Annotated in this window: 35 protein-coding genes; 4 read left to right on the top strand and 31 right to left on the bottom strand. The window is 64.2% G+C overall.

Features of this window, described 5'->3' with window-relative positions:
- Positions 1-76 precede the first annotated feature (76 nt).
- The 4 genes from AC2YJX_RS15740 to AC2YJX_RS15725 all read right to left on the bottom strand — a co-directional run bounded on the left by AC2YJX_RS15740 (position 77) and on the right by AC2YJX_RS15725 (position 1,266).
- Positions 77-490: an Ogr/Delta-like zinc finger protein gene (locus AC2YJX_RS15740; protein WP_487256577.1), complete on the bottom strand. Its 414-nt coding sequence runs from the start codon at positions 488-490 to the stop codon at positions 77-79.
- A gap of 64 nt (positions 491-554) precedes the next feature.
- Entirely contained in the window at positions 555-824 is a 270-nt protein-coding gene (locus AC2YJX_RS15735; protein ID WP_487256576.1) for a hypothetical protein, read from the bottom strand.
- The gene (locus AC2YJX_RS15730) at positions 824-1,027 is read right to left on the bottom strand and encodes a hypothetical protein (RefSeq protein WP_395453699.1); all 204 of its coding nucleotides are present in this window, start codon (positions 1,025-1,027) and stop codon (positions 824-826) included. The genes AC2YJX_RS15735 and AC2YJX_RS15730 overlap by 1 nt, the downstream gene beginning before the upstream one ends.
- Before the next feature lie 17 nt (positions 1,028-1,044).
- Complete coding sequence (locus AC2YJX_RS15725; protein WP_487256575.1) at positions 1,045-1,266, bottom strand: hypothetical protein; 222 nt, start codon at positions 1,264-1,266, stop codon at positions 1,045-1,047.
- 127 nt (positions 1,267-1,393) lie between these two features.
- Here AC2YJX_RS15725 and AC2YJX_RS15720 point away from each other — a divergent pair, with 127 nt between their 5' ends.
- The 4 genes from AC2YJX_RS15720 to AC2YJX_RS15705 all read left to right on the top strand — a co-directional run bounded on the left by AC2YJX_RS15720 (position 1,394) and on the right by AC2YJX_RS15705 (position 4,155).
- Complete coding sequence (locus AC2YJX_RS15720; RefSeq protein ID WP_487256574.1) at positions 1,394-2,086, top strand: S24 family peptidase; 693 nt, start codon at positions 1,394-1,396, stop codon at positions 2,084-2,086.
- A gap of 73 nt (positions 2,087-2,159) precedes the next feature.
- Positions 2,160-3,284, top strand: a complete 1,125-nt coding sequence (locus tag AC2YJX_RS15715; protein WP_487256573.1) for a hypothetical protein — start codon at positions 2,160-2,162, stop codon at positions 3,282-3,284.
- Positions 3,271-3,612, top strand: a complete 342-nt coding sequence (locus tag AC2YJX_RS15710; RefSeq protein ID WP_487256572.1) for an STAS-like domain-containing protein — start codon at positions 3,271-3,273, stop codon at positions 3,610-3,612. The genes AC2YJX_RS15715 and AC2YJX_RS15710 overlap by 14 nt, the downstream gene beginning before the upstream one ends.
- 15 nt (positions 3,613-3,627) lie before the next feature.
- On the top strand, positions 3,628-4,155 hold the full coding sequence (locus AC2YJX_RS15705; protein ID WP_487256571.1) for a hypothetical protein: 528 nt from the start codon (positions 3,628-3,630) through the stop codon (positions 4,153-4,155).
- Positions 4,156-4,164: 9 nt separating this feature from the next.
- On the opposite strand, the gene AC2YJX_RS15700 is transcribed toward AC2YJX_RS15705, so the two are convergent.
- The 27 genes from AC2YJX_RS15700 to AC2YJX_RS15570 all read right to left on the bottom strand — a co-directional run bounded on the left by AC2YJX_RS15700 (position 4,165) and on the right by AC2YJX_RS15570 (position 23,394).
- Positions 4,165-5,190, bottom strand: a complete 1,026-nt coding sequence (locus AC2YJX_RS15700) for a phage late control D family protein (protein WP_487256570.1) — start codon at positions 5,188-5,190, stop codon at positions 4,165-4,167.
- A complete protein-coding gene (locus AC2YJX_RS15695; protein WP_487256569.1) occupies positions 5,187-5,630 on the bottom strand; it encodes a phage tail protein in 444 nt (147 codons plus the stop codon). Before AC2YJX_RS15695 ends, AC2YJX_RS15700 begins: the two co-directional genes overlap by 4 nt.
- Before the next feature lie 11 nt (positions 5,631-5,641).
- Entirely contained in the window at positions 5,642-8,182 is a 2,541-nt protein-coding gene (locus AC2YJX_RS15690) for a phage tail tape measure protein (RefSeq protein WP_487256568.1), read from the bottom strand.
- Positions 8,183-8,212: 30 nt separating this feature from the next.
- Positions 8,213-8,377 carry a hypothetical protein gene (locus AC2YJX_RS15685; RefSeq protein WP_487256567.1) on the bottom strand — a complete coding sequence of 55 codons (165 nt, stop codon included), beginning with the start codon at positions 8,375-8,377 and terminating at the stop codon, positions 8,213-8,215.
- Positions 8,378-8,417: 40 nt separating this feature from the next.
- The gene (locus tag AC2YJX_RS15680; protein ID WP_187736458.1) at positions 8,418-8,534 is read right to left on the bottom strand and encodes a GpE family phage tail protein; all 117 of its coding nucleotides are present in this window, start codon (positions 8,532-8,534) and stop codon (positions 8,418-8,420) included.
- 8 nt (positions 8,535-8,542) lie between these two features.
- Positions 8,543-8,893 carry a phage tail assembly protein gene (locus tag AC2YJX_RS15675; protein ID WP_487256566.1) on the bottom strand — a complete coding sequence of 117 codons (351 nt, stop codon included), beginning with the start codon at positions 8,891-8,893 and terminating at the stop codon, positions 8,543-8,545.
- A 67-nt stretch (positions 8,894-8,960) separates the two neighbouring features.
- A complete protein-coding gene (locus AC2YJX_RS15670; protein ID WP_487256565.1) occupies positions 8,961-9,470 on the bottom strand; it encodes a phage major tail tube protein in 510 nt (169 codons plus the stop codon).
- A 42-nt stretch (positions 9,471-9,512) separates the two neighbouring features.
- A complete protein-coding gene (locus AC2YJX_RS15665; RefSeq protein WP_487256564.1) occupies positions 9,513-10,709 on the bottom strand; it encodes a phage tail sheath protein in 1,197 nt (398 codons plus the stop codon).
- A gap of 32 nt (positions 10,710-10,741) precedes the next feature.
- Positions 10,742-11,410 carry a hypothetical protein gene (locus tag AC2YJX_RS15660; RefSeq protein WP_487256563.1) on the bottom strand — a complete coding sequence of 223 codons (669 nt, stop codon included), beginning with the start codon at positions 11,408-11,410 and terminating at the stop codon, positions 10,742-10,744.
- 17 nt (positions 11,411-11,427) lie between these two features.
- Entirely contained in the window at positions 11,428-12,132 is a 705-nt protein-coding gene (locus AC2YJX_RS15655) for a hypothetical protein (RefSeq protein ID WP_082615347.1), read from the bottom strand.
- A complete protein-coding gene (locus AC2YJX_RS15650) occupies positions 12,125-12,769 on the bottom strand; it encodes a hypothetical protein (RefSeq protein WP_057270588.1) in 645 nt (214 codons plus the stop codon). The genes AC2YJX_RS15655 and AC2YJX_RS15650 overlap by 8 nt, the downstream gene beginning before the upstream one ends.
- A 38-nt stretch (positions 12,770-12,807) precedes the next feature.
- A complete protein-coding gene (locus tag AC2YJX_RS15645; protein WP_057270589.1) occupies positions 12,808-15,054 on the bottom strand; it encodes a hypothetical protein in 2,247 nt (748 codons plus the stop codon).
- Between the two features lie 5 nt (positions 15,055-15,059).
- Positions 15,060-16,271 carry a phage tail protein gene (locus AC2YJX_RS15640; protein WP_487256562.1) on the bottom strand — a complete coding sequence of 404 codons (1,212 nt, stop codon included), beginning with the start codon at positions 16,269-16,271 and terminating at the stop codon, positions 15,060-15,062.
- Positions 16,264-17,205, bottom strand: coding sequence for a baseplate assembly protein (locus AC2YJX_RS15635; RefSeq protein ID WP_487256561.1), 942 nt, complete (start codon positions 17,203-17,205; stop codon positions 16,264-16,266). The genes AC2YJX_RS15640 and AC2YJX_RS15635 overlap by 8 nt, the downstream gene beginning before the upstream one ends.
- Complete coding sequence (locus tag AC2YJX_RS15630; protein WP_192421678.1) at positions 17,202-17,552, bottom strand: GPW/gp25 family protein; 351 nt, start codon at positions 17,550-17,552, stop codon at positions 17,202-17,204. Before AC2YJX_RS15630 ends, AC2YJX_RS15635 begins: the two co-directional genes overlap by 4 nt.
- Complete coding sequence (locus AC2YJX_RS15625; RefSeq protein ID WP_487256560.1) at positions 17,549-18,145, bottom strand: phage baseplate assembly protein V; 597 nt, start codon at positions 18,143-18,145, stop codon at positions 17,549-17,551. Before AC2YJX_RS15625 ends, AC2YJX_RS15630 begins: the two co-directional genes overlap by 4 nt.
- Before the next feature lie 75 nt (positions 18,146-18,220).
- Entirely contained in the window at positions 18,221-18,685 is a 465-nt protein-coding gene (locus AC2YJX_RS15620; RefSeq protein ID WP_487256559.1) for a phage virion morphogenesis protein, read from the bottom strand.
- Between the two features lie 3 nt (positions 18,686-18,688).
- The gene (locus tag AC2YJX_RS15615) at positions 18,689-18,811 is read right to left on the bottom strand and encodes a hypothetical protein (RefSeq protein ID WP_487256558.1); all 123 of its coding nucleotides are present in this window, start codon (positions 18,809-18,811) and stop codon (positions 18,689-18,691) included.
- Positions 18,790-19,284 (bottom strand): phage tail protein, encoded by a 495-nt coding sequence (locus tag AC2YJX_RS15610; protein WP_487256557.1) that lies wholly within the window; start codon positions 19,282-19,284, stop codon positions 18,790-18,792. Before AC2YJX_RS15610 ends, AC2YJX_RS15615 begins: the two co-directional genes overlap by 22 nt.
- Positions 19,268-19,825, bottom strand: a complete 558-nt coding sequence (locus AC2YJX_RS15605) for a DUF2514 family protein (protein WP_487256556.1) — start codon at positions 19,823-19,825, stop codon at positions 19,268-19,270. Before AC2YJX_RS15605 ends, AC2YJX_RS15610 begins: the two co-directional genes overlap by 17 nt.
- 1 nt (position 19,826) lies before the next feature.
- Complete coding sequence (locus AC2YJX_RS15600) at positions 19,827-19,961, bottom strand: hypothetical protein (RefSeq protein WP_487256555.1); 135 nt, start codon at positions 19,959-19,961, stop codon at positions 19,827-19,829.
- Entirely contained in the window at positions 19,943-20,515 is a 573-nt protein-coding gene (locus tag AC2YJX_RS15595) for a glycoside hydrolase family protein (RefSeq protein ID WP_487256554.1), read from the bottom strand. The genes AC2YJX_RS15600 and AC2YJX_RS15595 overlap by 19 nt, the downstream gene beginning before the upstream one ends.
- On the bottom strand, positions 20,512-20,739 hold the full coding sequence (locus AC2YJX_RS15590; protein ID WP_010465856.1) for a hypothetical protein: 228 nt from the start codon (positions 20,737-20,739) through the stop codon (positions 20,512-20,514). Before AC2YJX_RS15590 ends, AC2YJX_RS15595 begins: the two co-directional genes overlap by 4 nt.
- Positions 20,740-20,745: 6 nt before the next feature.
- Positions 20,746-20,949 (bottom strand): tail protein X, encoded by a 204-nt coding sequence (locus tag AC2YJX_RS15585; RefSeq protein WP_487256553.1) that lies wholly within the window; start codon positions 20,947-20,949, stop codon positions 20,746-20,748.
- The gene (locus AC2YJX_RS15580) at positions 20,949-21,413 is read right to left on the bottom strand and encodes a head completion/stabilization protein (RefSeq protein WP_487256552.1); all 465 of its coding nucleotides are present in this window, start codon (positions 21,411-21,413) and stop codon (positions 20,949-20,951) included. Before AC2YJX_RS15580 ends, AC2YJX_RS15585 begins: the two co-directional genes overlap by 1 nt.
- Positions 21,414-21,540: 127 nt before the next feature.
- Positions 21,541-22,251 carry a phage terminase small subunit gene (gene gpM, locus AC2YJX_RS15575; protein ID WP_487256551.1) on the bottom strand — a complete coding sequence of 237 codons (711 nt, stop codon included), beginning with the start codon at positions 22,249-22,251 and terminating at the stop codon, positions 21,541-21,543.
- 99 nt (positions 22,252-22,350) lie between these two features.
- Positions 22,351-23,394 (bottom strand): phage major capsid protein, P2 family, encoded by a 1,044-nt coding sequence (locus AC2YJX_RS15570; protein ID WP_487256550.1) that lies wholly within the window; start codon positions 23,392-23,394, stop codon positions 22,351-22,353.
- Positions 23,395-23,444 lie beyond the last annotated feature (50 nt).

Below are 23,444 nucleotides of genomic sequence, written 5' to 3'. Positions count from 1 at the left end.
AGGCGTTTCCGCCTTGCAAAAAATCGGGGGTGGTGTGTGATTGGTGCCGCTGCTTTCCAGCGGCTGGGGGCGCCGGTTATGACGTGTTGGCGTCCCCGGCGAAAAGATCGCCCGTCACGGGCGTGGTGTATCGGGCCTGGTAGGCGGCCTCGCTGGCGTTATCCAGAACCACGCGCACCATGTCGCGGCGCACGTGGGTGGATAGCGGGATGTTCACGGTGGGGTCAGGCGTGGCCGAAGGGCTCAGGGTGCGCGACGCCTCGGCATCCACGATGAACGTGTGGCCGCACTCCACGTTCGTGCACTGGTAAATCGACTCGCGCATGGTCGCGCTCACCATGCGGCTGGTGCGAATTTCTGACGATGCCTTGCAGTGAGGGCAGGGGAAGCGCGTGCCCTCATAGCGCAGCTTTCGCCCCTGGTGGCTGTTGCGCTTGCGCTCAGGCTTCGCCGCCAGCAGCGCTTCGTGCTCTGCGTAGGTGTGCAACATGCGTTCCCCTGTGGTCATCGTGGTGCAGCTATTGAGCGGCTTTTGAGCGGCTATTTGCTGCCCCTCACTGCGCGGCGGCTGTGTTGCCGCCTTGCTCTGCCATGTAGGCTTCCAGGCCGCGCAGGTACATGCGGCGGCAGAACCACGCCAGGCTGCGTTCGTCGGCATCGGCCAGCGCCTTGGCTTGCTCCAGCTCGGCCGGCAGCAGGCGCATGCCCGCCAACTGCATCTTCTTGCTGTTGTCGGGGGCCACGGGCTCAGACAGACGGCCTGCGGCGCGGTTTGCGGCCACCAGCGCCTGAAAGCTGGTGGCGGAGGTCTTTGCGGTTTGCATCATGATCTTCCTTGGGTGTTGTCAACCGCCAGCTTTGGGCCTGGCTTGATGCCCGTCATTTCGTAGACGCTGCGGTCTATTTGGGTGCTGATTAGCAGCTCAAGCACCGCTGTGGTGGTCGGCAGCCTGTACGCCTGCCGCAGCAGTTCCAGGTGGTGCTCCATTTCGGCGGAGACTTCCACCTGGGTTTCTGTGGTCTGCATGAACGGCTTCCATGGCGTCAGCAACGCGCTGCCGCGCCCATGGTGGCCGTCTGCGCCACGGCGCCAAGGCCCAGCTTCTGCAGCTCCTTTTCAGCGGCCAGCAGCGCCATGTTTTGGATCAGCGTGGCTTTCTGTACGCCCAAGCGGTCCGCCAGCACGGCCAGCAGAACATCGTCGGCCTTCTTGAAGCGCACGGTGTGCCGAAAAACGCGGCGCTGTTCCTTGTTGTCGTATGCCATGGCAAAGCTCCTCTCGCCAAATCTGGCGCGGTGTACTATCGTGTTACGCGGTGTTCCCGCTTATTGCTGCGAATGATATTGCTAAATTTAGCGAAACACAACACAGCAAGAGAAAAATATTTCACAGATGACTGATTCAAATGCTTTTCGTGTAGGAATTGGCGAACGCCTGCGCGAAGAACGCGAAAGGTTGCATCTGAGTGTGGCTGATGTTGCCAAATTTGGCGGAATGCCATCCCGCACGATTTACGGGTGGGAGAACGGCGTGACCAGCCCAAAGGCTGAGTTCTTCACGGCCACGCAGGAACTGGGCTTTGATGTCCCGTACATCATTACCGGCCGTCGTGCTGGTGCTCCGCTCAGTGGCCCAGCGCCTGCACCTGCTGGGGACGTAGACACCATCCGCGTCCCGCTGTTCAGCGCCACCGGCAGCATGGGCAAGGGCAATGACCTCATCACCGAAGACGTGCTGATGGGGGATGTACCCATTTCTCGCCACTGGCTGGCGCTCAACGTTCCCCGGTCCCGGCCCGAGGCGCTGCAGCTGGTGCACGCCTACGGCGACAGCATGCTAGGCACCTTGAATTCAGGTGACTTCGCCATCGTAGATACCGACTGCCAGGTGGCAGACATTGACGGCGTATATGTGCTGCAGGCCAATGGCCAGCTGTTCATCAAGCGCGTGACCCGCCGCATGGATGGCGCCCACGTCATCACCAGCGACAACCCCAGCGTGCGCACGGTAGATGTGCTGGATGGCACCCAGCCAGTGCGTATTTGTGGCCGGGTGGTATACGGGTGGAACGGCAGACGGTTCTAGATTTTCCTGGCAGGTTAGTAGCAGGCTTCAAGTAGTCACGATTGCCATGAAGCCGTAATAGGGGACATTCACATTGAAAAAGATAGAAACAGGGGAGCAGTGGCAGCGTCGGGGGCGTGCACGCTATGAGGCGAGGCTAGCGGAAAAGCGCAGAAAAAGAAAGCGCAGAGCAAGTAAGAATTTCCAGCCAAAACACGAGCGAGCACTTCGAAAAAATGACACATCAGAGGTTAAATGGGTAGATTTATATTCGCCCGCTAAGCTTAACTTGGATTCGGATAAAAAATCGACCTGCAGCTTTCTTGAAGAGGCTGAGAATAGAATAAAAAATGGACAGAAGGTAAGGCTCGCCTTTCAAGATACTGAAAGTATTAGTCCTGAGGCGCTTATATATTTGTTGGCAAAAATACAGCGTCTGCGGATTGAGCATGGAATACCATGCGTCACCGGGACCTACCCGCAGCAGCCCAGGATTGAACGTTTGCTTGCCGATAGTGGTTTTTTAAAGCTGCTCGGAGTAAAGACGAGACCAATCAAGGGTAGGACTTCGTCCACGAGATATGTCAAGTGTAAAACTGATATTAAGCTTAATGGGCCATACATTAAGGACCTTCGCGAAGAGTTGCTTGGTGCAAATCTTAGTATGCCCAAGTTGATTGCAAAAAAGGTATTTCGTGCCATAACTGAAGCGATGGCAAACGTCAATCACCATGCATACCAGCGAAAGGATATGCGCTCCACCAAAATGAAAGGACGATGGTGGCTGGCCGGACAATTGAATGCTAGAAAGAATACGCTATGTATTACTTTTTACGATGCTGGCGTGGGTATTCCAAAAACCCTTCCGAGAATTCATGGCCTTGAGCGGATTCGACAAGCTCTTTCCATTATCCCAGGTATGCAAGTCGATGATGGCCAGATGATCCGCGCCGCCGTTGAGCTCGGCCGTAGTGCTACCAGGCAAGGGCATAGAGGCAAAGGACTACAAGACATGCACAAGTTGCTTACACAAGTCGGCGCCGGTTCGTTGACAATCTATAGTAGGCAGGGGATTTACCACTACGAAGATGGTAACGAAAAAATTTCCAATGGAAATGGTTTTGTAGAAGGCACCTTGATAAAGTGGCAACTACCCCTAGATAGATCGGTATCTGGGATTGATTTTGATGAATTGGAACAAGATTATGAAAACGCCTGACAAATTCGATATAAATATCGCTAAGGAGTTCTCTGAATATCCAGCTGGTCGCTTCTATTCTGATGGAGATGCCAGTGGTCAGGAGTTTCGTGAGAAATTTTTGGTGCCTTTGCTAAAGCGGGGCAAAGAAAAAATATCGATAAATTTGGATGGAACCGAGGGTTATGGTTCCTCGTTTTTAGAAGAGGCATTTGGTGGTTTGGTGAGGGAGGGTTTTTCTCCTGAAATGCTTCTTAGAGTATTTATTTTCAAGTCGGATGAGGATCCTACTATTCTCGAAGAAATTCAAGAATATATTCAAAACGGCGGAAATCCAAAAGAATACTAAATCGGAGATGCGCTCATGTGGGAGGAAGTAACAAATCTGGCTGTTTGGGAAGCGGTCGCTCAGTTTTTGCCGAGCGCTAGCGCGGTCAAAGGTTTTTTTGTGGGATCATTTTTTACGGGACTTGTTAGTAAGTTGTTTGAGAGACATTTGAAAAAGAAGGATGAAAAAGCCTCTGGGCAGAGAAAATTGCTCACAAAAGAGTTAGAGAATATAAATGCCCAAATTCTCCCTGTTTGGCGTAGTGCGAGTAATTACTATTCGGCCCCAAGTCAAGATGGTGCCGCTTTGGCGCAAAAGGTAAAAAGTGATTTGAAGCAAATAGCATTGCAATGGACTGCTATTAAGGCATCCATGAAAATATATGCACCAAAAGTCACTTTGGACAATGATCTTTTAAAGAATTTTCGCCAAGCTCTTACCTACGGTCTTGATGTAAAGAGGGATTCACCACTCCCGTTAGACGATCCGCGGCACTCAAATATGGAAGAAAGTGCTCAAGAATTGATTAAAGCGCTGACCCAAGCATGCATAAAGCTCGCATAGATTTGTGTGTTATTTGCTGACCTCGCTTCGCGTTTCCAGCTCCACGCGCGTGCTCAGGCCGCCATCCCCAAGGCTATGTGTCAGCTTCACCACCAGCCAAGGCGTTTCATCGATCACATCCTTGAACCCCCTCAGCACCACCGGGGTTTGCGGCATCAGCTCCGGCCTGCCCAGGGCTAGCGTCAATTCCATCGTGGCTTTGCCGCGCTCGATGCGCCCGCGCTCGGCCCGCGCGGCGGCCATGGCGTCGGCCTCGCTGCCGTACGTGTCTTTCAGGCGCTTTTCGTTTTCCTGCTCGCCCACCAGCACGCTCTTTTTTTCGGCCGCGTTGGGGTCGTGCCAGTACGCCCGCACCCCACTGTAGGCGTTGCGGTCGGCGCTGTGGTAGCGGTGCTGGTCGCCATCGGCGCGGGTGATGGTGATGGTTTCGAGGTCTTCGCCGTTGGCGGCCTTGGTGCTGCCAATGGGCTTGAACACCAGGCGGCCTTTCTTCACCGTGGCCACTGCGTCGTGCTTCTTGGCCAGGCGGGTGAGGAAGTGCAGGTCACTCTCGCGCGTCTGGTCGATGTGTTCCACCGGGGTGTTTGCCAGGCTGTCGTCAATGCGCACCTGCAAGCCGTTGCGCTGCGCAATGTCGCCCACGATCTCGCCCAGCTTCTTGCCGTGGTAGCTGCGCTCCGCGCGGGTGCGCAGCTCGCGCCGCATTTCGGCAGATCGGGCGCGAATGCTGATGGTGTCGGGCGTGCCGCTGTGTTCCACCTCGTCCACGTCGAACGTGCCCTTGTCCTGCATGCCGCTGCCTTCCCATCCCAGGGACAGGGCCAGCTCTGCCCCCTTGGCAGGTATGCCCATGCGGCCGTCGCTGTCGTCAATCACCAGGTCCAGCTGGTCGGCTTCTCCGCCTCGGGCTTCGGTGAGGGTGAGCGACACCAGGCGCGCCTCCACCTTCTTGGAAATGTCCCGCCCGTCCACCACCAGCGAGAACGCGGGGGCGCGGTGTAGCTGGCTGGTCCTGAGGTAGTCGGCCGCCATCATTCCCACCACTCCCACCAGTCATCCACCGGCCACGGGTCCACCCCGCCCGATGGCTCTGCGCGCTGGTCATCAACGGCCGCCAGCTGCAGGTCGAATTCGATGCGCCGTGCTGCGCCGTTGTCGATCAGCACAGAGCGGGTTTCGGTCAGGTTCTCGATGGTCCAGGCGCCGAACACTTCGCCCGCACCCGACACAAGCGCCCAGGCCTTGCCGCTGTCGGCCATCTTGCGCAGCGCTTCCAGCGAACGCATGGAGCCCGCGAACTCAGGCGCAAGCACGCCCGACAGGTTGATGGTGTCCTCGCCCAGCCCCACGAATTGGCGGGCCGGCCTGGCCCCCACGCGCGAGTTGCTGGGGTGGCGCCAGGCCGTTTGCCGGCGCAGCTGGTCGGTGGGCAGTGTCTGCAGCCCGAAGGTGAACTGCCCCAATGAAAACAGCATGTGTGGTGCTCCTACCCGTCAATGTCGCTGTACTGAGAATTCACCCGCGAGCGGTCGGCCTGTTGCAGCCGTCGCACCTCGGCCGCCACCGCACGCGCGAGGGCCTTTTCGTCCATGCCAGGCGCGGCGTTTACGGTAATGCTGATGGTGGTCCCGCCACCCATAGGGGCGCCCATGCCCGCGCCGTGGGCCATCAGCGGTGCGCGGCTGTCGATGCGCAAGGCGGCGGCATCGGCCGCCATCGGCATGGTGGCGGTGGCCGCCGTGGCCATGGCCAGCGCCGCAGTGCGCACGGCACCCTGGCCGCCCGCGATGCCCAGGGCCGCGCCTTCGCTGATCCAGCCGCCGTACTGCATGAACACCTTGGACGGCGATGCAATGCCCAGCTTCTCGCGGAACCAGCCGCCCACGGCATCGGCTACGCCCACTATGGCGTCGCGCACGGCCTGCACGCGGCTGGTGATACCGTTCACCAGGCCTTGCATCAGGTCCGCGCCCGCTGTCATGAACCGGTCTTTCAGGCTCACCAGCGTTTGCCACAGTGCTGCAGCCCCTGCGGTGGCGCTGGCCCAAAGGGCCGAAGCCGCGGCGGCTAGCTGCTGCCAGATGGCCAGCAAGAAGCCCTTCACCGTGTCCCAGTTGCGCCAGATCAGGAAAGCCGCCGCCGCAATGGCCGCGATCACCAGCACGATGGGGTTGGCTAGCAGGAACAAGGCGACGGCGCGCAATGCGCCCAGCAGGAACCCCAGGCCCGACACCAGCAGGCTGGCGGCCTTGCCGACACCAGGCAACAGGAAGGCCAGGCGGGCCAGGCCGAAGCGCACCAGCAGCATGGGCCCCATCACTGATGCGTAAGCCAGGCCGATGGCCCCCAGGGCGGTGGCACCAATGGCCAGCACGGCCACCACGCGCAGCGCCCATTTCACAACCGTTTGGTTCTCGCGGGTCCATGCCCCCACGGCGTTGGCCAGCTCGCCCAGCTTGTCCACGATCACCACCAGGTCGGGCGCGATGGTGGCGCCCATGTCCTTGAGCATGTTGGTGAAGCTGCCCTGGGCGGCCTCTACCGAAGCGCTCAGGGTCTTGAGCTGGGAGTCCACGCGCTTGCGCAGATCGGCCTGGGCTTCCATCTTGGCCACTACCTCGCGGTAGCCGTCCAGGCCCTTTTCCATCAGGGTATTGAGTACCTGATGCGTTTCTGCGTCGTCGCCGTAGAGCTTCTTCAATGCGGCGATGCGCTTCACATCGCTGTCCACGCCCTTGAGCTTGTCCAGCTGCGCGAACAGGTGGTCCAGGCCCGCGAACTTACCGCCCTTGGTGGCGAAGTTCAGCTGGATTCCTTCGCCCGCCAGCATCTTGTTGGTCTTGGCCAGCTTCTCGGCATCCAGCGACAGCTGCACTACCTTGCGGATGGCATTGCCCGCGGACTCACCGGCCATACCGGTCTGGTCCATCATCACCAGCAGCGGCGCCAGCATGTTGCTGGCCTTCAAGCCCTTTTCCCCCAGGAATGGCATTACCGCGCTGATCTTGGTGAAGCCCTGCAGCATGTTGGTCGGGTCCACGCCCAGGTAGAAGGCGCGCTGGATCACGTCCATCAGGCCCATCATGTCGCCCTCGGCGGTCTGGGTGGCATCCTGCATCTTGGCCGCGAACTCGGCCGCAGCCGTCACCGGCATGCGCAGCTGAATGCCCAGGTATGCGGCCGACTCGCCCAGGCCGCCCAGGATGGCCTGCGATGTCATCCCCTGGCGGCGCAGCATGGTCATCATGTCGATGAAGTCGGCCGTGGTGCCTGGCAGCTTGTCACCCAGGCGCGTGGCCAGGGTCAGAATCTGCTGGAACTCCGGCCCCACCTCGCCAGCCTTGCCCATCATGGACGCGCGCAGCTGCGTTTCCGACACCTCGGCCGGCATGAAGGCGCCCACCACAGAGCGCAGCGGCCCCGCCATCTTGTTGCCCCCCGCCATCAGGGCGGCGCTACCGGCGGCAATCATGCCGGTGTGCATCATTTCGTTGCCGTGTCGCTTGCGCAGCTCGGCCAGCTTGCGCTGCTGGTCGCCGTTGGCCTTGAGCTTGGCCGTTTGCTGGTCGATGGTGGAATTGGCCGCTGCAATGTCGGTGCGCAGGCGCTGCGAATGGTTCGCCAGGTCGCGCGTGCTGATGCCTGCGGCGGACAGCTTGGCGCGCAGCTGCTGCAGCTTCATCTGCTGGGTGTCGTGCTGGTTTCCCAGCGCTGCCGCCTCTCGCTTGGCCTTCTCAAGCTCCCGCGTCATGGCCCGTGTGGGCTCGGCCGTCTGGCCGTACATGCGCGCCAGTTCGCCCACCCGGCCCCGCGCCTGGGCGAGCTTGGCGGCCGTGTCGTGCAATTCGCCCTTGAGCGTGCGGAACTCGCCCACCTGGGCTTGCTGGGCGTTCAGTGCCTTGAGGCTGTCTTTGGCGGCCTTGAGCGCGCGGGCCGCGTCGCGGCTCCCTTCACTGACGCGCTTCAATGGCCCCAGGGCGCGGTCCACGAAGTCGAGGACAACGCGCAGGCGCAGGTTGTCAGCCATGGCGGCCCCCACGGCCGCCAGCGCGAAGGATCAGGTGGGGAAGTCTTTGCCCAGGATGCGCCGGGCCTCGGCCATGTCCGCATCGGCCGCGCGGTCGCGCGCAAGTATCCACACGTACACGGGCAGCGTGAACACGGCCAGGGCCGCAATGGCCAGTGCCGCAATCAGCAGGTACGCAAGGGCGGAAAAGATCATGGTTCATTCTTGCACATCCAAAGGCGCAGGGGTGGCGGGGTCATTCCTGGCGCTCGTGACGCTCGCGCGCCCGTTCGCGCCACTCCATCAGGTCGGCCACGCTCATGGGGTCCATGTCGGCGGGCCGCCAATGGAACACCAGGGCCAGGTCGGCCATGGCGTCCTCTACTCGGGCTGGAACGCCTCCCGCTGCGCCTTCGGCACCAAAAAACCCACCACCTCCGTTCCCAGACTCACAAGGTCGGCCGGGTCCATGGCGGCCACTTCCTGTTTCAGCAGGGGTGGCTCGGTCACACGGGGCAGCAGGGTCTGCAGGGCCGTCACGTTCATCTGCAGCACCTCTACCAGCGACAGGCCGCGCAGGGCGCCCGCGTTGGGCTTGCGCACCTGCACATGGGTGATGGTCTGGCCGGTGCGCTGGATTGGCGTGTCCAGCGCGATGCCGACGGGTACGCCAGGGGCGGTGATGGCTACAGCGGGAGCGGCAGTGGGGGTGGTTTGGGTGGGTGTGTTCATGGCAATGGATCAGGAATAGGGGGATGGGGGCGCGGCCCGCTTGGGGCCGCTGCGGTGGTGCTGGTTTTCAAATGCCCAGGGCGGCGCGCACTTCGGCCAAGCGGTCGACACCGTTGACCATTTCGACCATGTTCACGGCGTCAATCTCGATCAGCGTTTCGCCGTTGATGCTCAGCTTGTAGTAGCTCAGTGCGGCCTTGTACTTAATGGCGGTGGCTTCGCCAGCCTTGGCGCTGCCTGGGTCAATTTCCACGAAACGGCCGCGCATGACGATTTCCAGCGAGTCCACGTTCTCGCTGTCGTCACCCTGCAGCGCACCGGCAAAGCGCAGCAGCACGCCGTCATGGCGCAGCGTGCCCCAGCTGGTGAACAGTTCTTTCATGTACCCGGCGGCGGTCAGCTCGGCTTCCAGGCCTTCCATGCCGTGGTCGGTCTTCACGGGGGCGTTCATGCCGCCGCTGCGGTAGTCCTCCGTTTTGCGGGCCAGCTTGGGCAGGGCCACTTCGGGCATTTCGCCCACGAAGTTGGTGCCATCCACAAATGTGGCGAAGTTCTTGATCTTGCGGGGCAGTCCCATAGTGGTGTTCTCCTGTGGTCAATCGGTCGGTGTGGTGGGGCCTTATTCGCCGGTGCCCACGCGCAGGGCGAAGTCGGCGTAGTAGCGGTCCGTGATGCGCTGTTGAAAGGTGAGGTCTTCGAGCGGCGGCACGGGCGTGTAGTCGTAGTCCAGCGTCAATTTGCCGTTCTTGAGCGTGGCCGAAACGTTCACCTCCTCGTCGTACCAGGCCTGCCCGTTCAGGATGTAGCCCAGGTTTTTCAGCTCGCGGAACTTGGCATTGATGCCTTCCAGAATGTCTTTCACCAGGCTGGGGTGCAGCGGCTTGTCCACCGCCCAGAAGTGGCCCTCTGCCATGGTGTCGGCCAGGATTTGCGCTGTGCGGGTGGCGCTCTCGAACGCGAACAGCTCATCGGTGGCGCAGGTGCGCGAACCCCAGAAGCGAAAGCCTTGGTTGCGGATCAGCGTAGTGATGCCCGCGCCGTTGAGCAGGCCCGCATCGGTGTCGGGGTTCTGCAAGTCCCAGAACACATCTTTGCTGATGCCCAGCACGCCATTCATCGGCACGTTGGAAAGCGTCTTGTGCCAGCCCTGCTCGGCGTCGATCTTGGCGCGCAGGCCCATGGCATAGGCCACGGGCGAGGCGTCCACCACAACGCCGGTGCCGGGCGTGGCCACCTTCACGCGGGGCCAGATCAGCATCAGCTCGCGGCCCTCGAAGTTCTGGCGGTAGTCCATCACCTCGGACACGTCTTCACCGTAGCCCTCGGCATAGACGAAGGCGCGCAGTTTCTGCGCCACGGCCACCAGGGCGGTGGTCACCGCCTGGGTGTCGAGGCCAGGCGCCCCAAGGATGCGCGGTTGCACTCCCAGCTTGGCCTTGGCGGCCAACAGGGCCTGCATGCCGGTGTACTGCGAGCCCACGGCCGTGCCGATCACCTTGCCGTTTTGGTCAGTCAGCTTGGCGGCAGCGTCGGCGCCCTCGCCATCGGCCACGCGCACCACCACGACGATGGGGCGGGCTTGGTCGCGGATTGCTGTCAGGGCCCCGCGCAGGGTGCCCAGCTCTCCAGCCTTGGCAATGGCGGCGTCTACCTTGGTGACCAGCACCGGGGTGTTGAGCGGGAACGCGGCCGCGTCGGCGTCGCTGGCCGTGCAGATCAGGCCCAGCACGGCCGTGGAAATGATGCGGATGTTGCGCTGGCCTTCGTTGATTTCGACAACGCGCACGCCGTGGTGGTAGTTTGCTTGTGTAGCCATGGGGTTCTCCTGTGTTTCGTGAAAGATGGGGGTTAGGTGGTCGGCTCGGGTTGGGGGTCTTGCAGAACTTCGGCGGCGCGGCCGTTGGCCAAGATGCCCGCCAGCTCCAGCGCCTGCACACCTGCGGCCGTGGCCGGGTCATCAAGGTTCACGAACGTGGCCAGGGTGAAGCGGCGCATCCAGGCATCCATGGCGGTGCTGGCGCGGGCGGCGGCCGTCATGGCCTCCCACTCGGCCGGGGTGAACCGCTGAATGAACTGTTCGTGCGTGAGCAGGCGCGGCGCAGGCACTTGCACAGCGTCAGGCGCCCAGGTGAAGGCCCGCACAGCCGCCGCATCGGTGAGGGCGAGCACGTCCGCTTCGGCCGCGTCGCTGCTGCGGCGCACGGCCTCGCGCTCGGCCAGCACGGTGGCCACGTCCGCCAGCTGCGCCCAGCCCGCTTTCTCGCGTTCTCTCGCACGCTCCAGCTTCCAGTCGGTGCTGGCCAGGTGCGCTGCGGCCTCGGCCTTGATGGCGGCAATGCGGCGGGCCTGCACACCCGCCAGCACCAGCCGCGCCACGCCTGCCTGGGCGTCGTATTCCACGGCCGCCAGGTCTCCGTCGAAGCCCTCGGGCGCGTCCACCAGGTGGTAGCCGTTGGGATCGTCTAGGGTGGTGGTGCCGATGATGGCGCCGTCAATGATGATGAGTTGGGTTTTCATGGGGTGCGGTCGCTTTGCTAAACGATCAGGTAACGGATTTGCGAGGCGCCTGCAGCTGACGTTGTCCTGTGCCCCACGCCCGCAACTCGCACGTACCTGTCAACGTAGGCTGTGCTCGTGGTGGAGTAGGTATCAGCGCCCGCACCCGCGTGTGATGTCGGGCCAGCAGCGGAAATCTTTTGCTGTACCAACACCACGCGGGTGGCGACTGCTACGCCTGGCGGCATGACCAATGCTGTTGCTCCGTTGGTGTGCTCTACTGCCAGCGCGGAGATAGCGTTGCGCCCGTTTGCAGATGCCACCAGCAGGCCCCAGGCGGTTTCGTGGTCGTAGAGCGCGCCACGCGCGGCGCTGCTGGCTAGCAAGGCACCGGCTGCTGTTGCATTGGCCAGTACCGCAGTCATGGCGGTTTTTGAATTGAGCAGGGCGGCGCGGCCGGTGTCGCTGTCGCGCAGGCAGGCCAGTGCCGTGGCACTGCCCACCACTGCCGCCACAACGGCCGCGCTTGAACACACAGCGCTGGCGCCCACCGCCGTGGAAATCAACCTCTGGTAGGCCGCCAGGTTGGCATCGGTCGCCAGCCAGGCTTCCAGCTGGGCCCCGGTGGGGGCCACGGCCGCAAACAGATAGTCCATCGTCACGCCGCCGCTGTAGAGCTGGCGGAACTGGCGGCGCAGCTCGGAAACTTCCCCATAGGTTGGAGCCATGAGTGCGTCAGACATTGGGCACCTCCACCACCGCATAGCCGCTCACTCGGCCCGCGCCGTCATAGGCGTAGGTGGTGGTGCGGGTCTTACCTTCCAGCGTTTCGGCCACGGTGTTGACCCGTCCGGCTGCGGTGTAGGTCAGCACGGTGGAGCGCACGCCCTGCGGCAATGTCTCTGTGATGCCCGACACCCGGCCGTTCCCGTCATAGGTGACGGTGGACGCGCTGGGCCTGGCGGTGGCCAGCGCGATTGCGGCGGCGCGGGCTGCGGCCTCGGCCGTGACTTCCGCAGCTCGCGCCGTGGCTTCGGCCTGCACGGCCAGGGTGATGGCCTCGTTTCGTGCCTGGGCTTCGGCGTCCATGGCATCGCCAATTGCCGAATCCATTTGCGTTTGCGTGGCCAGGTCGCCCACGTTGCCAATGGCTGCTTCCAGTTCGTCGCGACGCTGGCGCAGCTGCATAAGCATGGCGTTCACTTCGGCCATGGACGGCCCCACCAGCGTGTCGATGCGGGCCAGGCCAAACCGGGTCAGTTCATCGACCACGCCCTGCATGTCGGCCCGGCGTTCTTCCAGATCGGCAATGCGCGTATCGATATCACCAAAGACGCCATTGAAGAAGTCCTCGGACAACGGCGTTTGGCCGTCGCGCATCCGATATGCCTCGAATCGTTTTGGCATGTCGGCCCCGCTTACAGCGCCAGGTCGTAGCGCTCGGCCACGTGCCAGGGGTTTGCGCCCGTCACGCCCGCGCCGTCGATGCGGATGCGGTACGCGCCGGTATTGGCGCCCAGGGCAAACCGGAACTCGCGCCACAGGCTGCGGCCGTCCACAACTTCATCGCGGAACGAGGTGGCGGGCACGGTGGCGGCGCCCACGATCAGGCGGCAGTCCACCGTATGACCAGCGGCGGCGCTGAAGTCTTCGAGCAGCAGCCGCACCCGGATGTTCTGCGATGGGGTGCCCAACAGGCGGTCGGTGCTGACGTGCACAAAGGCCGTGCCACGGCGGCGCACCGTGACCTGGGCATTGCCAGGGCGAACGGCGGGCATCAGGTCCTGGGTGCCGATGAACACCGCGCGCAGCGGCACCAGGGCCGCCCCACCGAAGGCGGGCGGGGTGTCGGGCGTGACGGGGCGCCACAGGCCGCCCGTCTGGTATTCCCACACCAGGCGGCAACCGGCCGGCACGGCGCTGTCATAAAGCAAATCCAGCTCTTGCACACCGCCCGCCAGCTGCAGCGGCTGCATCTGCACCACCGCGCGGGGCGAAACGAACCGGGCGAAGTTCAGGCGCAGCATCAGGTCGCGCTCTGCCGCCTGGGTGAAGTAGGCCCCGTCTTGGGTGTACATCAGAATGCCCTGGGTGTATTCCGTGCCCTCGGTGAAGCCCACGCGGTGGCCCGCGCCGGTCACCAGTGCCACCGCATAGCGCTTGCCCGCTTCCACCAGCAGCGGGTCGGGCAAGGCCACCTTGAGCCAGCCAGCCGTGACGGAACCCGGCGCCAGGGTGGCGCGGGAAAGCACCTTTTCCATATCGGGCTGGCCCAGGGCGGCCTCGGTCACCAGCACGGTGAGGCCCCCGGCCGCGTCGGCGCTGGTCACAAAGATTTCCACGCTGGTGAGCCAGCCCGTTTGCGCCATCAGCACGGTTTGCGCGAGCACGGAGCCCTGCACCACGTAGTTTGTGGTCACCATGTCCCAATAGGGTTCTTCCCAGCGGTCCACCCACATGCGCGTGACGCGCAGGAACTGGTGGTCGATGTTGGCCCGCGCTTGGTCGGCCGGGTCCACCGTCCACACTTCATCCCCCCGGCGCAGGATGCCGGTTACCGGGTCGTAAACACCGGATTTCCAGAATGCGCTGTTGGTGCAGTAGGTGAGCGTTTCACCCGTGCGCACGCGCTCGCGGCTCAGGGTCTTTTGCACCGCGTTGAGGGTCTGGTACTGGTATTGATTGATGGCCAGCTCGCCCGCGCGGGTTTCCATGCGCAGGCGGGTGACTTCATCGAATGCGGGCAGCATCAGCCCCGCCGCGCTGGTGCGGGCCTCGGGGTCCATGGGGTTGAGCAGCGACAGGGTGCCGGTCTGCTGCGCAGCGATGGGCGGCCGGATGCCCTCGAATGCGTCGGCGCTGTATGCCGCGTGGGTGGTTTCGCTCTCGCCCGTGTCGAGGAAGTGGTCCCCGCCGTAGAACTTGTAGTCGTCGGGGATTTCCATCCGCTCCTTTAGCTTGGCCATGTCCACGCCCAGCTGGGCCACGTGTTCAAGGCTGGCGCGGGTGGACAGGTCCGAAGCCAGGCCCGCGATGTCGCTCATGATGTGAGCGATGCGCGGCTCGGCCGCAAGAATCCAGCCCTCTGCCGTGCGCAAGCGGGCATCCACGCGCTGCAGGTTGGGCAGGCGGCGGCCTTCGGCCAGCACCACCTCTTGCACGCCGGTGGGCGACAGGCGAACGTGCGCGATCAGCGTGTACCCGGTGGGCGGCTCGGGGCGCTCAGGTGTGGGGGACTCCAGGCCCTGGGCAATGTGCACGGTGGCAACGCGGCGGCGCTGCATGGCCACGGCCTGGGGTTCCACCTCGCGGGTCTGCAGGTCGATCAGGAAGTCGCGCGGCTCAATGCTGGTGTCTTCTTCCTGGCCAAACACGCTGACGGCCACCCACTTTTGATCCTGCAAAGGGAGCATGGCGAACACGGATTGCACCTGTGCAACGTCCAGCGCGTACACCTTGCCCGTGGGGCCGTCATACAGGCGGCCCACGGCCACTTCCAGCTCGGTGGCACTGCGGCCGGACACGGTCAGGCCCACAAACTGGCGCTCGCTGGTGATGGCGTCGCTGACGATGTGGCGGCGGGCTTCGTCGCCCCAGGCCTGGGTGTTGTTGAGGTCGGCGGCCTGCAGCTCTTGGCGGTCGCGATAGATGACGCTTAGTTCCATGGGGGTTAGCTCCTGTTGATGGTTTGACCGGCCAGCACGGCACCGGCTTTGTAAATACGGCTGGCGCGCGCGGTGGCATGCAGCCGCGTGCGCACCAGCACCTTGTCGTGTGCGGCCCGCGCCCAGTCCATGGCGTCGAGCACCGGGGCCATGCGCTCGCGGGCACCCCCGGCCGACAGCGCGGTATTCATAGCGCTGCCCGCCATGGCGAAGGGCTGGCGCTGCTCTGGCATGCGCACATGGGCCAACGCGATGAATGGCGGGCTGGAAAGGCGGGTGAAGCCCAGGTAGGAGGGGCCGTGCTTGGGCACGTTGGCCACGGCCGGGTCGTGCAGCCGGATGCGGGCATACATGCGCCGGGCGCTGTCGCTGCGTACGGTGAAGCCACCCAGGGGCATACCAGCGCACAGCACATGCGGGCGCGGTGCGCGCTCGGCCACGGGCTCGGCATCGGGCGACAGGGGCGCCATGGACGGCGCCATTTGCTTGAGCGTGAGCAGCTGCAGGCGCTCGCGGTAGTTCACGTTTTGCACGCGCCAGTAGCGGTTGGACGCATCGGCGCGGCTGGCCACGCCCTGCAGCGGCTGGCCCAGGTGCTGGCCGCGGGCCACGGCGCGGCGGGCCAGGTCCACGGTGGCTGTGCGGTCCTGCGCCATGTCGGTCCAGCCGTGCGTGGTGAGTGGCAACACCTGGCCGGTGGGGTAGCGGATTTCTGCGCGCACGGCAGAGCGAGCCATGGCGGTGGTGAGGGTGGGTGGCTCGGCTTGGGCGCCCACAAAGCCGCTGCCCAGCATCAGGCCTTCGCAGGGTGCCCGCTCGCGCTGGCTGTAGATGCGCATCTCGGGATGGGCCGCCAGCCACTTGGCGCGGCTTTCGGCATCCCAAAAGCCCAGGAAGGTTTTGGCGGGCGGCATTTCCAGACGCTCGATGCGGGCACCTGCAAGGCGGGCCAGTTCTCGCAGGCCCTTGGGAGTGCCGATCAGGGCATGGAGGCGTGGGCTGGCCGCGATCACGGCGCGGCGCTCGGCCTCGCCCTGGGGCCACACGGGCACGTCTTCGGCCAGGCCCATGTGCGGCAGCAGGTGGGCGGGGATGCGCGCAGGGTCTTGCAGGGTGGACAGGGCAGAGTCGCCCACGGACCACGGCCCCATGGCAGAGGATGCCGCGCGCTCCAGGGGCGTGGCGTTGGGCGGCAGCAGGTGGTGGCGGTCAGTCATGGCGCGCCTGTGGTGTGACGGTGATGGACGTGATGACCGGCACTTCACCGGCGCCGGCGGCAATGTCGGCGTCGGGCGTGGCCAGCACCACATCGCGGATGCCTTCGCCCATGAGGGCGGCCACCAGGGCGGCGCGCGTCACGTCCACGCGGAACGCTGCGCGCAGTCCCAGCTGGCGCACGCGCTGGGCGGCAGCTGCGGCCAGCACGGCGCCATCGGGGCCAGGCGGGTGCACCAGGGTCGCGGCCACGGCCAGCGGCAGCACGCGGGCGGCTGTCACGTCCACATCCACCGTCAGGGGGCGCACGTCTTCGGCCAGCAGCGCGGCTTCGGTCTGGCCCACGATGGCATCACCTGGCACCGCAACCCGCCAGCACATGGAATTGGCGCCCGCCTCGGGGTGTTCGCCAAACAGTGCGCGGCCGATAGCTTGCTGCTGGGCGTCCACGTCTTCGACCCGTGCGGCCACGCGGGCCAGCAGGGAGACCTTGACGCGGCCGGGGCGGTCGGCCCACACGTCCACCTGGCGCACGTCCACCGACACCGACAGGGCGCGCAGGCGCCAGCTGGTGGCGCTGCCCGCTGCAGACAGGGCGTGATAGCCCATCAGGACGCGCGATTGCAGGCGTTCGTCGTCTTCACCGGGCAAGCGCGCCAGGTCATAGCGCGCGGCCAGGTTGTCCAGATCGGTGCCCACGGCCCAGCCCAGCATCACGGCGCTGGCGGCATCGTTGATACGTGCGCGGATCACCAGCTCGCGGTAGGCGGCCACTTGCAGCAGCTTGATGAGGGGTTCGCTTTCGAGGTCGATCACATCGGCGGCGGCCGGGTACAGGCGCAGCAGGTCGGCGCGCAGGCTGGCCAGCACGGTTTCAAAGTCGAGGGTTTCGACCACGGCAGGGCGTGGCAGTGCGGACAGGTCGAGGTTGTTCATGCGGCGCGCCCCGTTACGGATACGTTCAAGGACAGCGGCCCCACGCGCCCGCGCTGGTCGTAGGTGCCGTGCAGGCGGAACAGCACGGCGCCGGGGCGGTCGGCCTCGCGCAAGGATTCGATGCGCGACAGCCGGAAACGTGGCTCCCAGCGCATCAGGGCGCTGGCCACGGCCGCATAGACGCGCACCTGGGTGGCCAGGTTGTCGGGGTGGTCGATCAGCTCGGGCACCAGCGAGCCGTATTCGCGGCGCATGACGCGCGAGCCAATGGGCGTCGTGAGAATGTCGCCCAGGGACTGGCGCAGGTGGTCCAGGCCGGTGATGGATTGGCCGGTGGTGCGATTCATACGGGCGGGTCCGTTTCTTCGCCGCCGCGCTTCACGCCCGGGTGCAGGTGGTTCACCAGGCTGATGTCTTGCGCCAGCACATCGGGCGTGACCTTGAGGCCTTCGCCGTTGAGCGTTGCAGTCCCGCCCCCGGCTTTCATTACGATGGAATCGGGCGTGATTTGTATGGACGACTCCATCACGCGCAAAAGAATGCTTGTGATCGCTGCCAGCGTGAATTCGCCGGACGTGGCGTCGTGTTCCATGTAGCCCGCGCCGCCGAATTCCTGTCGGAACAGGTCGGGGTTTTCGCTGACCTGGGGGTTTGCGTCGCTGTAGGCGCCGGGCAGCACCACGGCGTTCATGAGGTCGCCGCCCGGCGCGAGCATCAGGCACTGCTCGCCCACCTTGGGCGGCCACCACACGCTACCGGCTTCACCGGCCGCGCGGCCCGTTACCCAGGGAATCCAGTTGGTGGTGATGTTGCCGCAGCGGATGCGGCAGCGCGCGGGCTTGCCGGTGTGCACTTCGGCAATGGTCCCCACCCGCGCGATGTTCTCCAGGCGGCGCAGGATTTCAAACGGGGATTCGGGCTGATCAATGGGGCGATCCATGCATTTGATGGTGCCCGCGCGTGCGCGAGAAAGCACGCACCCCATGCTGTGGGGGCGCTATGCACATTTCAAGAATCAGCCGCCTGCGATGTGAGCGAGCAGGCGGTCCTGCAGCCGCTTGGTGAAGTCGTCGGAAATGCCCAGCAGCGGGCGCGCTGGGTAGTCGTATTGCGGCCCGCCAGGCTTCACGCTGTCGCGCAGGCCGAAGTGGTGCACGCGAGCAATGCGCTCTGTGCGGCCTGCGAATGCCACAACCGCATCGCCGCCCTCCACCTGGGCGCGCAGGTGCTTGGCACCGGCCAGCTTTGCAAACAGGCGTTGGGCGTTGCGTTTGCGCAGCTGCCCGCGTTGGTCGCGCAGCGGGTTCTTACGCGGCGCCCAGGCTTCACCATCGGGGCCGCGCTGGGCGCGGATGGTGGCCACGTTCTCGCGGCGCAGCTCGCGCGCAATGTCAAGCGCCAGCTTTCTGCGCTCGGCATCTGTGAGGCGATCCAGCAGGGGCTGCAGCCAGCCCTCCAACTGGGCGAAGTCGTCGGCCATGGCTCAGTGGTCCCCGCGCTGGCGGGCACGCACCCAGCGGCGCCAGCGCCCACGGATGCGCTGGTATCCCTCCCACAGCAGAAAGCAGACGGTGAACAGGTATTTCATCGCGGGGCGTAGTCCCATTCGGCCAGCTTCTCGTCGCGCAGGAACACTTCCCAATGCTCGGCCTGCAGGATCGCCAGCGGTGGTGGTGGTTCTTTGGGGTGGATCAGGTCCAACGCACCGGCCGGGCCGTTGGCACGCGGGCGGGCGATAACGCGCTCTGTCAGCTCCAGATCGATCTGCAGGTCGATGGCCTTGGCGTTCAGATACTCGGCTTCGAAACGTATGGCGCGGGCGCGGCGCTCGGGGTTGTCGAACACCTCGGGCTGATTGCGCTTCATCCAGCCCACCAACGGGGCCATGACGGCATCGGCGTGGCCCGCATAGTCCAGCAGCAGCGCGCGCAGGGTGTAGGCGTACTCAAACGACAGCGAGTCGGTGCCGGTGTGCATGACCCGGCCGCCCGTGATGAAGATGGCGAGTTTCTGCGGGTCTTTCTTGAGCGCAGGTAGTGCCTTGGTCAGCGTCTCGCGCAGGCTATTCGGTTTTTCCATTCTGGGCGGCCTCCATCATTGCGCGGGCACTGTCGTAGGCGCGTTCGCAGGCAAGGCCACGGGTGCGGGCGGTGTCAGCGACGTGCGCCAGCTCTCCCGCTCTGTCGTCAGCGCGTCGCTGCAGGTCGGCAAGCAGTTCGGCGGGGCCGGTGTCTGGCGCGCACTGTCCGGCAGCGGCGCGAGCCTGGGCGGCGGCACGGTGTTGGGCGAGGTAGTCGGCAAGGTCGCGCTGCATCCGGTTGCGAGCATCCAGGGCGCGAGCGCGGCCATCATCAGCAACAGCCAGCGCGGCCTGCGCTTCGGTGTCGTTTTGGGCAATTTCGTCACGGTGCTTGTCTCCAAGTTTGCGATAGCGCTCTGAGGTTTTGATTGCAGACAGCGCGGCGGCTGTGCGCTCGGTCTGCAGGGTGGTCTGGGTGTGGGCGGTTTCCAGTTGCGCTTCGGCCAGGCGCAGGGTCTGCATCAGCAGGGCGAAGCCCAGGCCCAGCCCCAGGGCGATGGCGGTGTATTTCCAGGCATTGGCGCGAAGGGTGGTCAGCATGTCAGCAGATCCCGTGCGGGTGGCCGCCGCAGAAGGTGAAGTAGAGGGCCGCGAGGCCAGCGACTGCCAGCAGCACCAGCACCACGGCCGTGATGGCCATGACCTTGACGGCTTTTTTCAGAGCATCGCTACACATTTCGCGTGCCTTTCTTGTTGACGGGTCCACACGCCCTTGCAGCCCTTCGGCCCCCAGTTCTGCGACAGGGCGCAGTCCCGCCCGGCTTGAAACCGCCACAGCAGCAAGGCTTCGCAGGCGCCCGCGTAGTCGCCGCGCAGCAGCCATGTGCGGGGCGATTTGGGCTTGCGCCAGTTGCCGCTGCCGAACTGGCCCGTGAAGTCCAGATAGAAGTCGTATTCATCCGGATAGAGCAGCACACCGGGCAGGCTGGCTTTGAAGCGCGCTTCTTCCTCGCTGTGCAGGTTGCGAGCGAGCTGCTGGGCACGCTGGCGGGTGATTGGCGGGTCGGAAAGGCGCACGGGTGTTCCGTCTTCGTAGCGGGTGGAACCGTGGCCGATGGTGGGCACATCGCCTGCTGTCGGCACGTAGGGGTGGTGCACCACTACGCCGTCAGCGCGCGCGCTGGTGGGGCCGTCGCCTTCGCTCGCCTGCCATGCGGCAAAGCCCGCCGCCGACATGGTGAGGCAGGCCACGGCCACTCGGGCCAGGCCCTGGCGCAGGTTGGTGCTCATGGTTCCACCCCGTAGGCGGCGTTCTTGGCGATGCGCTCGGCGCGTTCATTGCGCCACTTCCACAGCAAATAGCCCAGCTGCGCGGCCACATACACGATGGTCAGGGCTGTGAGCGTGTGGCTCATGGTCCAGCCGTTGACGGCCTGATGGGCCACCACGGCAACGGGCGGGGATGCTTTGGCGGTTTCCACGCCAATGGCTTTGATGATGCTTTCTCGGTCCATGGTGAATCAGTCCCACAGGTTGATGGTTTGTTTTTTGGTTCGCTTGGGCGGGACAACGATTTGCACCACCGTTCCAGCGGGCAGGCGCGGCCCCAGCTTGGCCAGGCCGGGGTTTGCGGCCAGCGTGGCCTCCACCACCTCGGCCGTGCTGCCCGTGGTGCGGCGGCACAGTTCGTCCAGCATTTCGTGCTGTTGGGCGATGGCGCGCATCACAGCAACCCCACGATGACGCGCGAAATGCCCTGCATGTCGGCAATGGCCCAGCGCAGCGCCCGCTGGTGTTCAGCCACCTTGGCCTCTATGCGCTCGCGGATGCGTTCGGTTTTGCTGTCGTTATGCGGTGTGGTGTCGATTTCGCGGTACGCCTCGGCCAGGTCGGCCTGCACATGGGCATGGATGGCACGCATGTAGCGGCCTGCCTGTCGGCCGTCGCCAGTTGCGGCGAGCGATGCCACACCGTTGCTAACCTGTTCTGCCTTGTAGGCCCGCAGTTCTGCATTCACGGTATCGAGGGCCGCTTCTATTGCGTTTGCAAGCCGCACAGCGGTCACCGTGCCGTCAAGTAGGCAGGCTTCGCGCACCTTGGCGGCGTCGATGGCCGGGAACCACGGGTCGTTTGTGACCTGTGCTTCATCTTCCGCAATGGGCGGATTAGCGGTGGCGATGAACGACATGTGCTTTCGGGCCTGTGGTGTTAGGTGTGGCGGTGGCCCAGGGCGTCGGACTTACGCAAGTCAATGCAGTCTCTGCCCTGGGGCCGCCACGGGTGCGGGGTACGCTCGGGTTACAGCGGCTGGTGCGCTACTCGGCCTTGGGTTTGGCCAGGCGGCGTTCCAGTCGCTCAATGTCTTTTTTCACACCGGCTCGGGGGTCCAGCTCCATGGCGCGCTGCAGCAGGGGCAGTGCTTCTTTGCATGCCTTGAGGGTGCGGGTCGCCATTTCCACATCGTGGCTGCCGGTCTTGCCCAGCACGGCCCAGCCTGCGGCCTTGTACAGCTTGCTCTTGGCTTGGTCGGGTGTGTCGGCTTGGTCGGTCAGCGCCATGGCCTTGGCTGCCACCTGCAGCGCATCAGCGCCGCTCAGCTTTCCCACCAGGATGGCTTCGGCCACTTCGTCTTGCACGATGGTGGGCAGGTTGCGGTGGTACTGGTCGGGCGGTTTGATGCCGCTGGCCAGTGCGTACTCGGCAATCTCCAACCCGCGGGCATAGTTGCCCGCGTCGATGTGCCACACCATCACGGTGGCGATCACATCATCTTGCGTGCCGGGGCGGGCCTGCAGCACGCCGTCCACATAGGCGTCGTATTCGGGCAGCATCTCACTCTTGACCGCGATCTTCCGTTCCACGCTGTGCATGTCTTTCAGGCGCAGGCGGTGCTGGTGCAGTTGCGCCAGCTGCAGTTCGTAGGCAGTGCCCACGGTCTGGCCGTGCGCGTTGTCGGCTTCGGCCTGCGCGGCTTGCTTCGATGCGAGCACGCGCATGCGGTGCCGCTGGGCTGGTGTTTGTCGCATAGCTGGTATTCCCGGTGTTTCTTGTCGGTGCCGTAGCGGCTGGCTTGCAAATAGCGGCCCCTTTTTTTGGAGCTGCTATTTGCGGCCGTCTGCTGCGCGTCAGTCCTGCAGTTCGATGTTTTCGATCAGGCAGGCTTTGCCCAGGTCTTCCACCACGAACGCATCGTTGCTGCTTTCAAAAGTCTCGATACGGTCGCGCTTAGGGTTGTCGATCACTGCACGGCGGCGGCTGCCCTCTTGGTAGTAGATGGACAGGTTATTGAGGCTGGTAACCAAGATCGCACCGGCCTTCATGTAAGGCACCGACACTGCCGGCAGGCTACCCAGTCGGCGCTGGCTACGCACGATGTCAGCGGCCAGCATTTCGGTGGGGGCGGCTTGGCTGTCCACCAGCGGGAACAGCTTGTCATGCATGAGGCCACGGCCCACGACGGCCACGAGATCCCCGGCTTCGGCGTGCCAGGCGTCCAGCAGTCCGTGGGTTGCGTCGTAAACCAGGCCGTCCAGCGTTGCGAAGTCCGCGCCAGCCGCAGGCTTCAAGGTTCCGTCAGGCAGCTTTTCCGCCTTGACGATCACCTTGCCCGCCGTGGCGCCTTCGTCCATGACGCGCTCTGGTGCGTTCTCGCGCAGGTACTGCAGCCAGCCCTTGTTCACGTCCTGCAGCAGCGGGTTGGCTACGCGGTTGGTGTTGGCCGCCACGCTGGTGCCATTGAAGCCGATCATGATGCGATCCAGTGCGCACTGCTGCTGGATGGCGCGCGACAGGCGCAGCTGGAAGTCTTTGAACTTGGCCCACATGTCCAGCGTGGGATAGCGCACGTGCGTGTCGTAGTTGGTTTGCACGCACTGGTATCCCTGGCCTGCCAGCGATGCAGCATCGCGCGTGGCGCGGTCAGCGCCCGTGGTGTCGGTACGGCTGGCCACTGGGCCATCGGTGCCGATGCCGATTTTTTGGCCCTGCATCTCGTCCACGGGGTAGATGCCGATGGACTGCAGGAAGGCGCTGCTCTCCTGAATGCGGCTCTCCAGCGTCTGCTGCACGCTGGGCGCGACGGTGAACATTTGCGCGGCCGACTCCACGCCGTTGAGCGTGGCGAGCTGGGCGAGGTAGGCGGAAAAGTGCTTGCGGGTGGTGTTCTTCATGATCTGTCCCTTGGGTTCGTTTCTGGTTTGCGGTGTCTTGCGTTGCGCGC

It is taken from the genome of Acidovorax sp. SRI_002 (assembly GCF_057586455.1).
Note: the sequence above shows the minus strand (reverse complement) of the source record. Positions and strands in the feature narration are given on the sequence as shown.